Source organism: Knoellia tibetensis (assembly GCF_048606415.1).
GTDB lineage: Bacteria > Actinomycetota > Actinomycetes > Actinomycetales > Dermatophilaceae > Knoellia > Knoellia tibetensis.
In genome coordinates, this window is the sequence record NZ_JBMBWF010000004.1 from 67,638 (window position 1) to 82,803 (window position 15,166).

The following is a 15,166-nucleotide window of genomic DNA, read 5'->3' on the forward strand; positions in this document are numbered from 1 at the left end:
GCGCCCGGCATACGGGTCGTTCGTGGTTGCCCGGAAGAGGCTCGGGAGGTCAGCGGCGGCGCAGGCGGAGCCAGGCGCGGCGGGGCCAGTCGAGCGCCGCGTCCTTGGCGTCGTTCCACTGGCGCACACCGTCGGAGGGCACGAGGTAGGCACGCGCCTGGTCGCTGCGCTGGCGCGCCGAGACCGCTGCCCGCCACACCGTGCGGGCGTCACCGCTCACGTCGTCGATCGGGGTGTGCGGAGGGGCGTAGCGGGCGCGCTCGACGGTGTCGACGATGCGGCCCATCGCCGCCTTGGAGTCGCCGCTGAGGATGGCGTCGTGGGTCAGGCGCGCACCGGCCTGCCTCGGTGTGCTCCCGACCGGTGGCGCGATGCCGATGTCGCCGAGACGTGAGATGAGCGAGGCCCACTCGGCCTCGACCCGTTCGGCGTCGTCGCGCGCGTCGAGGCGCATCCGACGGCGGCGCATCCAGGCCGCGACCGGAAGGAGGAGCAGCGACAGGACGATGCCGATGACGACAGCGATCGTCAGCAGGTTGTCGCGCACCCAGCCGAGCGGACCGGCCGTCGCCGTGGGGTCGTCCTGGACCGCCCCGGCGTCGCTGTCGGGTCGCTCGCTCAGCGTCGGGGTGGGGGCCGCCGTCGTCCCGCTCGCGGTCGGGCTCGCCGTGGGTGCGGCCTCGGTCGGGATGAGCGAGTAGGTCGGTGCCGCACCGGACTGCACACCCGGAGTCGGTTCGAAGCGGGTCCAGCCGAGGCGGGGGAACCACAGCTCGGGCCACGCGTGCGCGTCGGCACCGCGGACGGTGTAGCCGCCGTTGGTGAACGACCCGGGGAGGAAGCCGATCGCCATCCGCGCCGGGATCCCCTTGAGTCGCGCGGCCATGACGAACGCGGTCGCGAACTGGACGCAGTAGCCGGTCCGCGACACGAGGAAGTTCGTCAGCGGGTCCGACATCATCGTGCGGCCCGAGACGGGGTCGGTCGGCGTGGGGAGCTGGAGCGAGTAGGTGTACTGGCTGCTGCGGAAGTGGGCCTGCAGCAGGCGCGCGGTCTCGAGCGGCGTGGCGTCCTCGGGCACGACCGAGTCGACGAGCTCGCTGAGCCGCAGGATGCCGTCGCTGTCGAGCTCGGTGAAGATGCCCTGATCGGCGCCGGGCGGCTCACCGCCGCCGGCAGCGAAGTCCTGCTCGCGCGGCGCGAGCTCGCTGTAGGTCACGGAGTACTCGCCGCGGCTGCGGTCGACCTCGTAGCCGCCGACGAAGTTGCGGCGCAGCGGAACCCCGTCGAGGTCGACCGAGCGCAGGGGAGTGGGCAGGGCGATCTGCGGTGCCTGGAGCCGGTTCTCGTTGACGTCGACCTTGACCTCGGTCCGCTTGACGTCGTCGGCGCCGACGACCGGCTCGGTCCCTCCCTGCACGACGTCGTCGGCATCGAAGCGGGTGCGCCACTCGCCCCGGCGGTAGTCGGTGAGGATGGCCACCCGCAGCGGCGCCGGCGAGCTCGTCGACGTCGTGTAGCTGATGACGGGCTCCTGCGACTGGCTCTCGAGCGAGTTGCGCAGGTCGATGGTCGTGTTGAGCTGGACCGACCCGCCGCCGCGTCCCGAGTCGGAGCGGCCGAGCCCGTCGGCGAGGTAGGTCGTCGGGAGGTGCGGCACCACGGCCGGTACGACGACGGCGAGCGCGAGCGCGGCGGCGCCGAGCAGCCGGGCCGTGCCCGCGACCCCGAGGACGGGGTCGTGCTCGTTGCCGTCGCTGCTGCGGGGCACGGAGGTTCCCCAGCGCCGGACCGAGGCGATCCCCTGCGTGGCGACGAGACCCATCCAGCAGGCGAACGGCAGCACGAAGTACTTCCAGGACAGGCCTTCACCGGAGTTCGTCGCCGAGACGAGGTATGCCGTGAGGAGACCGAGTCCCGCGAGCGCCGGCAGGCGCAGGGTCACCGCGATGGCGTCGGTGGCGAGCGCGGTGATGCCGACGAGCATGGTGATCGCGACGATGACCCCGCGTTCGGTGGGGACGGGCACGGAGTAGGCCATGACGGTCTGCTGGGCCTCGCCGAGCAGGATGCCGAACGTCCGCACGGTGTCGGGTCCGGGGAGGACGCCGTAGTAGAGGTGGCCGCGGCCGTGGACCCACGACACGACGAGGAACCCCACGACGAGCTGGCCGAGGACGACCTGCAGGGCCGAGGCCGAGAGCGAGCGGAGTGCGAGCCCCACCCCGGCGAGGACGACGATGACGAGCAGCGTGGGTCGCACCCACGCGTTCGAGTCGAAGAGCGTGAGCAGGGGCAGCGCGACGGTGAAGCTCGCGAGCGCCGCGAGGAGGGTCTCGACCGGACGGGCGCGGTTCATCGCGCACCGACCAGGCGTCGGGAACCGGCGACGGCGGCCCAGGCGTCGGACACGGCGAGGTCCGGGGTGACCGGGAGCGCAGCCCAGCCGGCCCCGGAGAGGGCGGCCGTGGTGGCGCGCGGCTCCAGCGCGCCACCCTCGCCGCGACCGAACGACGGTCCGTCGAGAACGAAGGCGAGACCGGGCCCGCCCGGCTGGCGCAGCGACGACAGGGCCCGGGCCGAGTCGTCGTCGAGCGCGCCGACGACGGCGACGACGAGGCCGCCCTGCGCGGTGGCCCCGCTCGCGGCGTGGAGCATGCTGCCGATGCCCGGCTCGTTCGAGGGTGCGGTCCGGGCGAGGGTCGCGAGGGCCACGTCGAGGTCGGAGTCCTCGCGCACCCCCGACTCCTGACCCGGGTCCGGGGTGAGCAGGTGCACGGCGAACCCGCTGTCGAGGAGGTGGTTGACCGCGGAGGCGGCCATCGTCACGGCCCACTCGAGCGAGCCGCTCGGACCGCTGCCGCCGTGGGCGCGGGCACGGGTGTCGAGGAGGACGACGGCGCGGCGCTTGGCGGGCCGGTCCTCCTGGCGCACCATGAGCTCGCCGGTGCGGGCGGTGGCCGGCCAGTGGATGCGCCGGAGGTCGTCGCCGTCGCGGTACTCGCGGATCGACTGGTCGTCCTCGCCGTGCAGGGCCACCCGGTGCGGGACCGACCCCTCGGCGCCCAGGCCCCGACCGAGGGCGCGTCCGTCGGCGAGGGTGACGATGCGGGGGAGAACGAGCAGCTCGTCGTGGCTGCTGATGGAGGTGTGGCGCAGGGTGAGACCGAACGGGTCCTGAACCCGCACGCCGAGCGGCCCGAGCCGGTGGGCGCCGCGCGCGTGGGCGCGGACGGCATACTCCACGTGCGTCTCTCCCTGCGCGGGCAGGGAGGGGACGACGAAGCGCGGCCGGTCGCCGAGGGAGTAGTCGAGGTGCTCCTCTGCGAGCAGGATCGGGGAGCGCGTCGCGGACGGGTTGGTGATGACGACCCGCACGACCGCGGGCTCGTCGATCGTCACGCGGGGCGGGCGGGCCTCGCGGTCAACCTCGAGGAGGAGGTCGTGCCGGCGGCCCATGAGCCCGGCGAGCAGGGGGAGAGCGCACAGGGCGGTCCCGATCCGGCTCAGGTCGTGCTGACCCAGGGCGAGGCCGGAGAGGACGAGGACGATCCCCGAGGCGAGGAAGGCAGCACCCCTCGTCGTCAGCGACTCACGGAAGCGGCGCATGGAGCGTCAGCGGGTGGGTGCGGGCACGCGCACGCGCTGGAGGAGGTCGGCGAGGACGTCCGCCGCGGAGCGGTGCGCGAGCTGGCTCTCACCGGTGAGCATGAGCCGGTGCGCGAGGACCGGTGTCGTCATCGACTGGACGTCGTCGGGCAGGACGTGGTCGCGGCCCGCGAGGGCAGCGTGGGCCCGGCTCGCGCGCAGCAGGTGCAGGCTCGCGCGCGGGGAGGCCCCGAGCCGCAGCGCCGAGCTCGTGCGGGTGGCCTGCGTGACGTCGACGACGTACTGCTTGAGGGCCTGCGAGGCGTGGACCCGCCGGACGGACTCGATCATCTGGGTGACGGTCGTGGCGTCGGTGACGGGGCGGAGGTCCTCGAGCGGTGAGCCGGCGCCGTGCTGGTCGAGCATCTCGAGCTCGCTGCGGGCGGACGGGTAGCCCATGGAGATCCGCGCCATGAAGCGGTCGCGCTGCGCCTCGGGCAGGGGGTAGGTGCCCTCCATCTCGATGGGGTTCTGGGTCGCGAGGACCATGAAGGGGCGCGGCAGCGAGTAGGTCGTGCCGTCGACGGTCACCTGCGCCTCCTCCATCGACTCGAGCAGCGCGGACTGGGTCTTGGGCGAGGCGCGGTTGATCTCGTCGCCGACGACGACGTTGGCGAAGATCGCGCCCGGCCGGAACTCGAAGTCCCGCACGTCCTGGTTGAAGACGCTCACGCCGGTGATGTCGCTCGGCAGCAGGTCGGGGGTGAACTGGACGCGTCGCACCGAGGCGTCGATGCAGCGGGCGAGGGTCTTGGCGAGCATCGTCTTGCCCACGCCGGGCACGTCCTCGATGAGGATGTGGCCCTCGGCGAGCAGCGCGATGACGGCCGTCCGCACGGCGGCGGGCTTGCCCTCGATGACCGAGTTCATCGCGTTCTGCAGCGAGCTCGCGACCTGGAGGACCTGGTCGAGCGCGGCCCCCGGCGGGATGGGCCGCTCGCTGCGGACGCTCTCGTGGGACTGGCGGACCTCGTCGTGTGCCGGCACCGGTGCTCCTGGGATGAGTGCTCCCCGAGGCCCTGCGCCACCGGGTCTTCGATCTTGCCCCACATTGCTCCACCGGGGGAGAGGTCAGGCGCCGAAACACCCCGGTTCACAGCGAACGTGCAGCCGCCCTAGGCCCGGGAGCACACGGCATACGGGCGTATGCCGTGGCTCGTCGCATGCGGGAGGGCTCACCGGCGCAAAGTTGCCCCACTTTGCACCACCGCATCTGACCTGCACAAAAACCGGCTCGACTCGTTCATAACGACTTGATTTCAGGTACGGGTGGAGTAAAGTGGGGGACACCGGAGAGAAGTGTCGCCCACGGGTCGAGGAGATGGGGTGGTGAGCGCGTGTTCCTCGGTACTCACACGCCCCGCCTCGACGACAAGGGCCGGCTCTTCCTGCCCGCGAAGTTCCGCGAGCGGCTCGCGACCGGCCTCGTCGTCACCCGTGGCCAGGAGCGCTGCCTCTACGTCTTCCCCATGGACGAGTTCGTCAAGGTGACCCAGCAGATGCAGGAGGCGCCGACGACCAACCGCGCCGTGCGCGACTACATCCGCGTCTTCCTCTCCGGCGCGAGCGACGAGATCCCCGACAAGCAGGGCCGCGTCACCATCCCCGCGCACCTGCGCCAGTACGCCGGCCTGTCACGCGACTGCACCGTCATCGGCACCGGGTCGCGGGTCGAGGTCTGGGACACCGACGCGTGGAACGACTACCTCGCCAGCACCGAGCAGGCCTACTCCGAGCAGTCCGAGGAGGTCATCCCCGGACTCATGTGACCTCGCCCCGGCTCCCGGCCTCCAGCCGACCGGCTCCCGACACGACTTCCCCCGTGCCGGGCACCGGACGGATGGGGACCAGGGGCCGGGGACCGGGACACCGCAAGGGATGGACCTCCACCAGCCACCACCTCCACCACGTCGCACCACCACCAGCCACCACCGCTTCGCACCACCCACCAGACGAGGAGTCACACATGGAGTTCCGGGGAGACGCGCACGAGCGCCACGTCCCTGTGCTCCGCGACCGCATCGTCGACCTGCTCGCCCCTGCCCTCTCCGCGCCGGGGTCGGTCCTCGTCGACGGGACCCTCGGCATGGGCGGGCACACCGAGGCCTTCCTCGAGCGTTGCCCCGAGGCCACCGTCATCGGGATCGACCGGGACGAGGAGGCCCTCGCGCTCGCGGGGGAGCGGCTCGCCCGGTTCGGCGACCGCTTCCGCGGCGTCCATGCCGTCTACGACGAGATCGGCGAGGTCGTCGCCGAGGCCGGACTGCGCGAGGTGCAGGCCGTCCTCTTCGACCTCGGCGTCTCCTCGCTCCAGCTCGACGAGGCCGACCGCGGCTTCGCCTACGCCCAGGACGCGCCGCTCGACATGCGGATGGACCAGGGCCGCGGCATCACCGCCGCCGAGGTCCTCAACACCTACGCGCCCGGCGAGCTCATCCGGGTGCTGCGCGACTTCGGCGAGGAGCGCTTCGCCAAGCGGATCGTCTCGGCGATCGTGCGCGAGCGCGAGATCGAGCCGTTCACCCGCTCGGCCCGGCTCGTCGAGCTCCTGCGCGAGTCGGTCCCGGCGGCGTCGCAGCGGACCGGCGGCCACCCGGCCAAGCGGACCTTCCAGGCCCTGCGCATCGAGGTCAACGACGAGCTCGGGGCGTGGCAGCGCGCCGTCGCCGGGGCAGTCGACGTCCTCGCCGTCGGCGGCCGGATCGCCGTCCTCTCCTACCACTCGCTCGAGGACCGGATCACCAAGCGCGCCTTCGCCGCCGGTGCCACCTCGACGACCCCGCCCGGTATGCCGGTCGAGCTCCCCGAGCACGCGGCCTACCTCCGACTGCTGACGCGTGGGGCCGAGGAGCCCGGCGCCGAGGAGCAGTCCACCAACCCACGATCCGCATCGGCGCGGCTGCGGGTCGCAGAACGTACACGCTCTACCAAGGGGGCCCGGCGATGACCTCGACCGCCACCGCACGTCCACTCCACCGCTCACCGGCGCGGCCGGCGCGGTCGACGAGGCCGCAGCCGCTGCGCGTCGTCCAGCGCGCGCCGCAGCAGGGCCAGCCGGTCTTCGTCGCTGCGTGCCTCGCGCTGCTCGTCGCCGGGCTCCTCGGCGTGCTCATGCTCAACACCGCGATGGCCAAGGGCTCCTTCGTCCTCGGCGACCTCCAGGACCAGTCGAACCAGCTCTCCGACGCCGAGGAGGCCCTGAGCCACGCCATCAACGCGCAGAGCGCGCCGGCCGAGCTGGCCCGGCGGGCCCTCGACATGGGCATGGTCCCCTCGGAGACCGCGGCCTTCCTCCGGCTCAGCGATGGCAAGGTCCTCGGCGTGGCGGAGGGTGCCACGGCGCAGAAGGAATTTACGGTGGCCACACAAGGCAGCTCCGCTGCCGCGGCTGCCCGCCCGGCCACGACTCCCCAGACGACGGTCAGGACGGTGGGCACCGTGACGACGACGACGGTGACCACGGTCAAGGGGGCGAACATCGAGGTGACGACGACGAGTGTCGACTCGCGCACCGGTGAGACGCGCACGACCACCGCGACCCGGAAGGCGGCCCCCGCCGCGACGCCGGGCGCACCCGACGAGTCGGCGACGCCGAGCCCCAACGCCTCCGAGCGTGGCGCGGACGCGCGCTCGCAGAACCCGTCCGACCGCGACGCGACCGGCCGGACCACCGCGACGGACCCCTCGCCCGGCCCGAGCGCGACGACGACGCCGTGACGCCCCGGACCCCACCTCCGTCCCGCGGCCGCGAGCCGCGCCGGGCCGGTGGCTCGGGCGCGCCACGTCCGGCAGCCGGAGGCGCGGCACGCCCCGCCGCGCGTCCGGCCAAGAAGCGCCAGCCTCCGGCGGCCGGGGCCGCCAGGTCGCAGCGTCCGGCCCAGCGTCCCGCGCCGAAGCCGGGGTCCACGTCCGCCCCCAAGCCCAGGACCGGCGCGGCGAACCGGAGCGGAGCATCACGCGCCACCGCCTCGCGCCCGGCCCCGGCGCGGGCGGCTGCCGCACGTCCCGCCGCTCGCGCCGCGGCTTCTCGCGCCACGGGCGCGCGGTCCGGGTCGAGGGGTGGCCCGCCGCGCCGTCCCCCCGTGCGCCGCCAGCCGACCCGCGCGGCGGGGAACCCGCGACGGCGGATGCGCGGCATGACCGTGGCCGTGCTCTTCGTCTTCAGCATCTTCGCGGCACAGCTGCTGCGCATCCAGGGCTTCGACTCCTCGGCCGTCGCGGCGCAGGCGCTCGAGCAGCGCACCGAGAAGGTCGTCATCCCGGCGCTGCGCGGCAAGATCGTCTCCTCCGACGGCGTCGTGCTCGCCTCGAGCCGGGCCCGCGAGACCGTCGTCGCGGACCCGACCGCGGTCTGCACCTACAAGCAGAAGAACAAGAAGACCTGCGACGCCGCGACGAGCGCCACCGCCGTCGACCTCGCCGCGACGGCCCTCGCCCCGCTGCTGGGCCGCACGACGTCGGACCTGCGCGCCAAGCTCGGCGGGTCGGGTCGCTACCAGGTGCTCGACCGCAAGGTGAGCCCGCTGACGTGGCGCAAGATCGCCGACCTCGGCATCCCGGGGATCTACCGCGACTCGGCCGAGGCGGTGCCCGAGCGTGTCTACCCGCAGGGTCCGAACTCCGCCTCGCTCGTCGGCTTCGTCACCAACGACGGGGCGGCCGGCGGCGGCCTCGAGTCGATGATGGACGAGGCTCTCAAGGGCGAGGCCGGCTACTCCGTCTTCGAGAAGGCGCCCGACGGCTCGAAGATCCCCGGCGGCCGCCAGGGCGGCGTCAAGGCCGACGACGGCCAGGACGTCACGCTCACGGTCAACTCCAACATCCAGTGGTACGCCCAGAACGCCCTCGCCCAGCAGATGGCCAAGATGGGCGCCCAGTCCGGCACCGCCGTCGTCATGAACGCCAAGACGTCGAAGATCCTCGCGCTGGCGTCCTACCCGACCTTCGACCCCAACGACATCGGCAGCGCCAAGGGCAGCCTCGTCAACAAGGCGCTCAACGACGTCTTCGAGCCCGGGTCGACGGCCAAGGTCATGACCGTCGCCGCCGCCCTCGAGGAGAAGACGGTGACCCCGGGCCAGCCGGTCATCATCCCCAACCGCATGCAGCGCTTCGACGCGAGCTTCAAGGACAGCCACGACCACCCGACGCTCTACCGCACGGTCTCCGGCACGCTCGCCGAGTCGAGCAACATCGGGACGATCCTCATCGGCGAGACCCTCGAGCCCAAGAAGCTCGAGGAGTACTACCGCAAGTTCGGGCTCGGCTCAAAGTCGGGCATGGGCTTCCCGGGCGAGTCGGCCGGTCTGCTCGCGCCGGCCGAGAAGTGGAACGGCACCCAGCGCTCGACGGTGATGTTCGGTCAAGGCCTGTCGGTCACGGCGATCCAGGCGGCCTCGGTCTACCAGACGATCGCCAACGGCGGAGTCCGCATGACGCCCTCGCTCGTCGAGGGCACGACCTCCGAGAACGGCTCGATGAAGCGGACCCCCGACAAGCCGGGCACGCGCGTCGTGTCGCAGGACACGGCGGCCAAGATCAACGCGATGCTCGAAGGCGTCGTGTCCAAGGAGGGCACCGCGCCCCAGGCGCAGATCCCCGGCTACCGCGTCGCGGGCAAGACCGGCACCGCCGACTTCTACGACGCCCGCCTCGGCAAGTACAGCGGCAAGACGGCGAGCTTCATCGGCTACGCCCCGGCCGACGACCCCGAGCTGGTCGTCGCCGTCATCCTGCAGCGCCCGAGCGCGAGCATCTACGGCGGCACGGTCGCGGCGCCGGTCTTCCACGACGTCATGACCTACGCGCTCCAGGAGCTCAAGGTGCCGCCGACGGGGACCACCAAGGAGGCGATCACCCTCTCGGTGAGCCCCGAGGAAGCCACGAGCAACCCGGACACGCTGCGTGACAGGGCACGTCGAGGCTCCAAGTAGTCTGACTGGTCGTGCCCGCACCCCGACCCGCCTCCCGTGACAGCGCGAGCCTTCGTGAGCTCGCGCTGCTCGTCGGCGCACCCCAGGACGACCCGGCCGAGGCCGACGTCCGCGTCACCGGAGTGACCCTCGACTCCCGCGCCGTCCAACCGGGCGACCTGTATGCCGCCCTGCCGGGGGCCCGTGCCCACGGCGCCGACTTCGCGGCGCAGGCCGCGCAGGCCGGCGCCGCGGCCGTCCTCACCGACGCCGACGGCGTCGCCCGGATGCGGGACGCCGGAGTGTCCCTCCCGGTGGTCGTCGTCGACGCGCCCCGCGCGGTGCTCGGCGCCCTCTCGGCCCGGATCTACGACACGAGCGACCAGTCGCTCACCATGGTCGGGATCACCGGGACCAACGGCAAGACGACGACGGCATACCTCGTCGCCAGCGCGCTGGGAGTCCTCGGACACCGCACCGGCCTCATCGGCACCGTCGAGACGCGGATCGGCGACGAACACGTCAAGAGCATCCGCACGACGCCCGAGGCCACCGACCTGCACGCGATCCTCGCGGTGATGGAAGAGCGCGACACCGACACCTGCGTCATGGAGGTGTCGAGTCACGCCCTGAGCCAGCACCGGGTCGACGGCGTCGTCTACGACCTCGCCCTCTTCACGAACCTCTCGCAGGACCACCTCGACTTCCACGCCGACATGGAGGACTACTTCGGTGCCAAGGCGGTGCTCTTCACCCCTGAGCACGCGCTGCGCGGGCTCGTCTGCGTCGACGACGTGTGGGGCCTGCGGCTCGTCGAGCGGTCGGGCGTCCCGGTGACGACCCTGACGACGCTGCCCGACCGGGAGGCCGACTGGACCGCCGCCGTCGACGGCGCGGACCCGTCGCGCTTCGTCCTGCGCGGCAAGGGCATCGAGCTCGACCTGCGGTCCGCCCTGCCCGGTGACTTCAACGTGGCGAACACCGCGATGGCGGCGGTCGCGCTCCTCCTGCTCGGTGAGGAGACCGACGCGGTGAGCCGCGCCATCCTCACCGACCCCCACGTCCCCGGACGCATGGAACGGGTCACGTCGCCGGTCGAGGGCGAGGACATCCTCGCGGTGGTCGACTACGCCCACACGCCCGACGCCGTCGAGGCCGCCCTCGCGGCGCTGCGCCCGACGACGTCCGGCCGCCTTGTCGTCGTCCTCGGCGCCGGGGGCGACCGCGACCGCGGCAAGCGCCACGGCATGGGGCGCGCCGCGGCTGGCATCGCGGACGCCGTCGTCGTGACCGACGACAACCCCCGGGGCGAGGACCCCGCCTCGATCCGGAGCGCCGTCCTCGAGGGCGCGCAGTCCGTCGGGTCCGACGCCATCCTCCTCGAGGTCGGGAGCCGTCGCGAGGCCATCCACGAGGCCGTCCGCCTCGCCCGCGAGGGTGGGTCCGGGTCCGCGGTTGCCGTCGTCGGCAAGGGCCACGAGACGGGTCAGGAGGTCGGGGGAGTCGTCCATCCGTTCGACGACCGCGACGAGCTCCGCGCCGCGCTCGCCGCCCCCGGTGACGCAACCGGTTCGACCGCCCCCGGCGTCGCCACCACAGAGACCGTGCCCGAGGAGACGTCGTGATCGCCCTGTCGCTCACCGAGATCGAGACCATCACCGGTGGGACGATCTCGGGCCTCGCCCCCGACGGCGAGGTGCCGCTCGTCACCGGCTCGGTGGTCACCGACTCGCGCGTGGCCGAGCCCGGCAGCCTCTACGTCGCGCGCATCGGCGAGGCGATGGACGGCCACCGCTTCGTCGGCGCGGCCCGCGACAACGGCGCCGTGGCGGCCCTGACGAGCCGGCCGGTCGACGACCTCCCGTGCGTCGTCGTCGAGGACGTCCAGGCCGCCTTCGTCGCCATCTCGCGGGCGGTCCTCGACCGCGCCACCGACCTCACCGTCGTCGGCATCACCGGGTCGTCGGGCAAGACGAGCACCAAGGACCTCCTCGGCACGGTGCTTGCCTCCACCGCCCCGACGATCGCGCCCGTCGGCTCCTACAACTCCGAGGTCGGGGTGCCGCTGACGGTCACCCGCGTCACCGACGAGACCCGCTTCCTCGTCGTCGAGATGGGAGCGCGCGGGATCGGGCACATCGACTACCTCACCCGCATCGCGCCGCCGCGCATCGGCGTGGTCCTCAACGTCGGCACGGCCCACGTCGGCGAGTTCGGCTCGCGCGAGGCCATCGGCCGGGCCAAGTCCGAGCTCGTGCAGGCACTCCCGGAGGACGGCGTCGCCGTCCTCAACGCCGACGACCCCGTCGTCCGCGCGATGTCCGACGTGACCCGCGCCCGCATCGTCCTCGTCGGCGAGGCACCGGACGCGACCGTGCGCGCCGCGGACGTTCGGGTCGGTCCCGACGGTCGCGCGAGCTTCCGCGCCGTCACGCCGGCGGGGGAGGCCGAGGTCGGCCTGCGGCTCGTCGGACGCCACCACGTCGGCAACGCCCTCGCGGTCCTCGCCGTCGCCCTCGAGTGCGGGCTCGCGCTCGACGACGCCGTGACCGCGATCGCCGGGGCCGGTGTCGTGAGCCGGTGGCGGATGGAGGTCACCGAGCGGGCCGACGGCGTCACCGTCGTCAACGACGCCTACAACGCCAACCCCGACTCGATGCGCGCCGCGCTGGCCGCACTCGAGGTCATGGGGGAGGGACGCCGCACGTGGGCCGTCCTCGGCTCGATGCTCGAGCTCGGCGACGAGTCGGCCGGCGAGCACGCCGAGGTCGGCGAGGAGGCGCAGCGGCGCCGGGTCGACGAGCTCGTCGTCGTCGGCGAGACCGCCCGCCCCATGGCCGACATCGCCCCCGCAGCCGGCACCCGGATCCGTTGGGTCGAGGACGCCGACGCGGCCGAGGCGCTGCTGCGCGCCGAACTCGCCCCGCCCGACGTCGTGTTGTTCAAGTCGAGCCGCGACGCAGGTCTACGGTGGCTCGGAGACAGACTCACGACCACCGACCCGACCGACGACAAGAGCACCCAGGAGGACACCCAGTGAAGGCCGTGCTCGTCGCTGCGGTGGTCAGCCTCGTCGTCGCGCTCTTCGGCACCCCGATGTTCATCAAGGTGCTCGTCAAGCGCGGCTACGGCCAGTTCATCCGCGACGACGGCCCGACGTCGCACCACACCAAGCGCGGCACGCCGACGATGGGTGGCGCGGTCATCGTTGCGGCGACCATCACGGCATACGGGGCGGCCCACCTCGCGTTCTGGACGGCTCCGAGCTGGAGCGGTCTGCTCGTCCTCTTCCTCATGGCCGGGCTCGGGCTCGTCGGGTTCCTCGACGACTACATCAAGATCAGCAAGCAGCGCAGCCTCGGCCTGAGGTCCAAGGAGAAGCTCTTCGGGCAGGGCCTCGTCGGCGTGATCTTCGCGATCCTCGCGCTGCAGTTCCCCAACGACTCCGGCCGCACTCCCGCCTCGACGAAGATCTCGTTCGTCCGCGACACCAACCTCGACCTCGCGTTCGCGGGGACGATCGTCGGGGTGCTCCTCTTCATCCTCTTCGCCAACGTCATCATCGCCGGCACGAGCAACGGCGTGAACCTCACCGACGGCCTCGACGGCCTCGCCACCGGCGCCTCGGTGATGACCTTCGCCGCCTACGTCCTCATCGGCATCTGGCAGTTCAACCAGAACTGCCAGACCAACGCCGGCATCAAGTGCTACGAGGTGCGCGACCCGCTCGACCTCGCCATCGTCGCCGCGGCGGCGATGGGCGCCTGCTTCGGGTTCCTCTGGTGGAACGGCTCGCCCGCCAAGATCTTCATGGGCGACACCGGGTCGCTGGCCCTCGGCGGCCTCCTCGCCGGCCTCGCGATCGTCACGCGGACCGAGTTCCTCGTCGTCATCCTCGGCGGCCTCTTCGTGACGATCACGCTCTCGGTCATCATCCAGGTCGCCTCCTTCAAGTCGACCGGCAAGCGGGTCTTCCGGATGGCGCCGCTCCAGCACCACTTCGAGCTCCTCGGCTGGCAGGAGGTCACGATCGTCATCCGCTTCTGGATCATCGCCGGCCTCTTCGTCGCCCTCGGGCTCGGCCTCTTCTACGCCGAATGGGTCGTGGGCGCGGCATGAGCGGCTCGATCGACCGTCGGCTCGAGGGGCTCACCTCCCGCGAGGCCGACTGGGCCGGACTGCGCGTCCTCGTCGCCGGGCTCGGCGTGAGCGGCTTCGCCGCCGCCGACGCCCTCCTCGAGCGCGGCGCCCACGTCGTCGTCGTCGAGGGCGCCGAGCGCGACTCGACGCCGGCGATGTCGGAGCGCGCACGCATCCTCGAGATCCTCGACGCCGAGCTGCGCTTCGGTCCCGACCACGTGACCCGTATGCCGTCCGACCCCGTCGACCTCGTCGTCACCTCCCCGGGGTGGGCGCCGACCCAGCCGCTGCTCGCGGCGGCGGCCGAGGCCGGGGTCGCCATCTGGGGCGAGGTCGAGCTCGCCTGGCGTATGCGGCCGCGCGAGGGCGCGGCGCCGTGGCTGACCGTGACCGGCACCAACGGCAAGACGACGACAGTCCAGATGCTCACCTCGATCCTCAGGGCCGCGGGCGAGCGCGCCATCAGCGCCGGCAACGTCGGCACGCCGATCCTCGAGGCGGTCATGGACCCGCAGCCGTTCGACGCGATCGCCGTCGAGCTCTCGAGCTTCCAGCTGCACTGGTCGGACTCGATCCGGCCCCAGGCGTCGGCCTGCCTCAACGTCGCTCCGGACCACGTCGACTGGCACGGCGGCTACGACGCCTACCTCGCCGCCAAGGGCAAGGTCTACGAGGGCACCGAGGTCGCGTGCGTCTACAACGTCGACGACCCGCAGACCGAGCGGCTCGTCGAGGAGGCCGACGTCCAGGAGGGGTGCCGGGCGATCGGCTTCACCCTCGGCACCCCGGCGCCATCGATGCTCGGCGTCGTCGGCGAGGTCCTCGCCGACCGTGCCTTCGTCGAGCAGCGCCGCCACGCCGCGGCCGAGCTCGCCTCGCTCGAGGACCTGCGTGGCGACGCACCCGACGTCCCGCCCCACCTCGTGGCCAACGCCCTCGCCGCCGCCGCGCTGGCCCGGGCCCACGGCGTCGAGCCCGGCGCGGTCCGCGCGGGGCTGCGCGTTTTCCGGCCCGAGGCCCACCGCATCGCCCACGTCGCCACGGTCGGCGAGGTCCGCTATGTCGACGACTCGAAGGCCACGAACCCGCACGCGGCCGCGGCCTCGCTCACGGCATACGAGCACGTCGTCTGGGTCGCGGGCGGGCTGCTCAAGGGCGCCGAGGTCGACGACCTCGTGCGCTCGGCGGCGGGCCGGCTGCGGGGGGTCGTGCTCATCGGGCGCGACCGCGCGGTCATCGCCGAGGCGCTTGCCCGACACGCGCCCGATGTCCCGGTCGTCGACGTCCCCGACACGGACACTGGGACCATGGACCGCGTCGTCAGCGAAGCCGCGTCGCTCGCCCAGCCGGGTGACGTCGTGCTCCTCGCGCCTGCCGCCGCGTCCATGGACATGTTCGTCAACTACGGCGCACGTGGAGACGCCTTCGCCGAGGCGGTGCTCCGCCGCGCGGCCCCGGGGGAGTGA

11 protein-coding genes are annotated in these 15,166 nt (G+C 72.8%); 8 read left to right on the plus strand and 3 right to left on the minus strand.

Features of this window, described 5'->3' with window-relative positions:
- Nucleotides 1–49 precede the first annotated feature (49 nt).
- From ACOJV7_RS15565 to ACOJV7_RS15575, 3 genes are read right to left on the minus strand one after another with little or no spacing between them, the layout of a single operon-like run.
- Nucleotides 50–2,359: a transglutaminase TgpA family protein gene (locus tag ACOJV7_RS15565; RefSeq protein WP_420191135.1), complete on the minus strand. Its 2,310-nt coding sequence runs from the start codon at nt 2,357–2,359 to the stop codon at nt 50–52.
- Nucleotides 2,356–3,609 carry a DUF58 domain-containing protein gene (locus tag ACOJV7_RS15570; protein ID WP_420191136.1) on the minus strand — a complete coding sequence of 418 codons (1,254 nt, stop codon included), beginning with the start codon at nt 3,607–3,609 and terminating at the stop codon, nt 2,356–2,358. Before ACOJV7_RS15570 ends, ACOJV7_RS15565 begins: the two co-directional genes overlap by 4 nt.
- A gap of 6 nt (nt 3,610–3,615) precedes the next feature.
- The gene (locus tag ACOJV7_RS15575; RefSeq protein ID WP_420191137.1) at nt 3,616–4,635 is read right to left on the minus strand and encodes an AAA family ATPase; all 1,020 of its coding nucleotides are present in this window, start codon (nt 4,633–4,635) and stop codon (nt 3,616–3,618) included.
- Between the two features lie 350 nt (nt 4,636–4,985).
- Between ACOJV7_RS15575 and mraZ the strand changes: the two genes are divergently transcribed.
- From mraZ to murD, 8 genes are all read left to right on the plus strand, one after another.
- The gene (gene mraZ / locus ACOJV7_RS15580) at nt 4,986–5,417 is read left to right on the plus strand and encodes a division/cell wall cluster transcriptional repressor MraZ (RefSeq protein ID WP_035947885.1); all 432 of its coding nucleotides are present in this window, start codon (nt 4,986–4,988) and stop codon (nt 5,415–5,417) included.
- Between the two features lie 197 nt (nt 5,418–5,614).
- Entirely contained in the window at nt 5,615–6,595 is a 981-nt protein-coding gene (gene rsmH / locus ACOJV7_RS15585) for a 16S rRNA (cytosine(1402)-N(4))-methyltransferase RsmH (protein ID WP_420191138.1), read from the plus strand.
- On the plus strand, nt 6,592–7,365 hold the full coding sequence (gene ftsL, locus ACOJV7_RS15590; RefSeq protein WP_420191139.1) for a cell division protein FtsL: 774 nt from the start codon (nt 6,592–6,594) through the stop codon (nt 7,363–7,365). The genes rsmH and ftsL overlap by 4 nt, the downstream gene beginning before the upstream one ends.
- A 419-nt stretch (nt 7,366–7,784) precedes the next feature.
- On the plus strand, nt 7,785–9,581 hold the full coding sequence (locus ACOJV7_RS15595; RefSeq protein ID WP_420191140.1) for a peptidoglycan D,D-transpeptidase FtsI family protein: 1,797 nt from the start codon (nt 7,785–7,787) through the stop codon (nt 9,579–9,581).
- An 11-nt stretch (nt 9,582–9,592) separates the two neighbouring features.
- Complete coding sequence (locus tag ACOJV7_RS15600; RefSeq protein WP_420191141.1) at nt 9,593–11,185, plus strand: UDP-N-acetylmuramoyl-L-alanyl-D-glutamate--2,6-diaminopimelate ligase; 1,593 nt, start codon at nt 9,593–9,595, stop codon at nt 11,183–11,185.
- Nucleotides 11,182–12,600 carry a UDP-N-acetylmuramoyl-tripeptide--D-alanyl-D-alanine ligase gene (locus ACOJV7_RS15605; protein WP_420191142.1) on the plus strand — a complete coding sequence of 473 codons (1,419 nt, stop codon included), beginning with the start codon at nt 11,182–11,184 and terminating at the stop codon, nt 12,598–12,600. Before ACOJV7_RS15600 ends, ACOJV7_RS15605 begins: the two co-directional genes overlap by 4 nt.
- Entirely contained in the window at nt 12,597–13,679 is a 1,083-nt protein-coding gene (gene mraY, locus ACOJV7_RS15610) for a phospho-N-acetylmuramoyl-pentapeptide-transferase (protein ID WP_420191143.1), read from the plus strand. The genes ACOJV7_RS15605 and mraY overlap by 4 nt, the downstream gene beginning before the upstream one ends.
- Nucleotides 13,676–15,166 (plus strand): UDP-N-acetylmuramoyl-L-alanine--D-glutamate ligase, encoded by a 1,491-nt coding sequence (gene murD, locus ACOJV7_RS15615; RefSeq protein ID WP_420191144.1) that lies wholly within the window; start codon nt 13,676–13,678, stop codon nt 15,164–15,166. Before mraY ends, murD begins: the two co-directional genes overlap by 4 nt.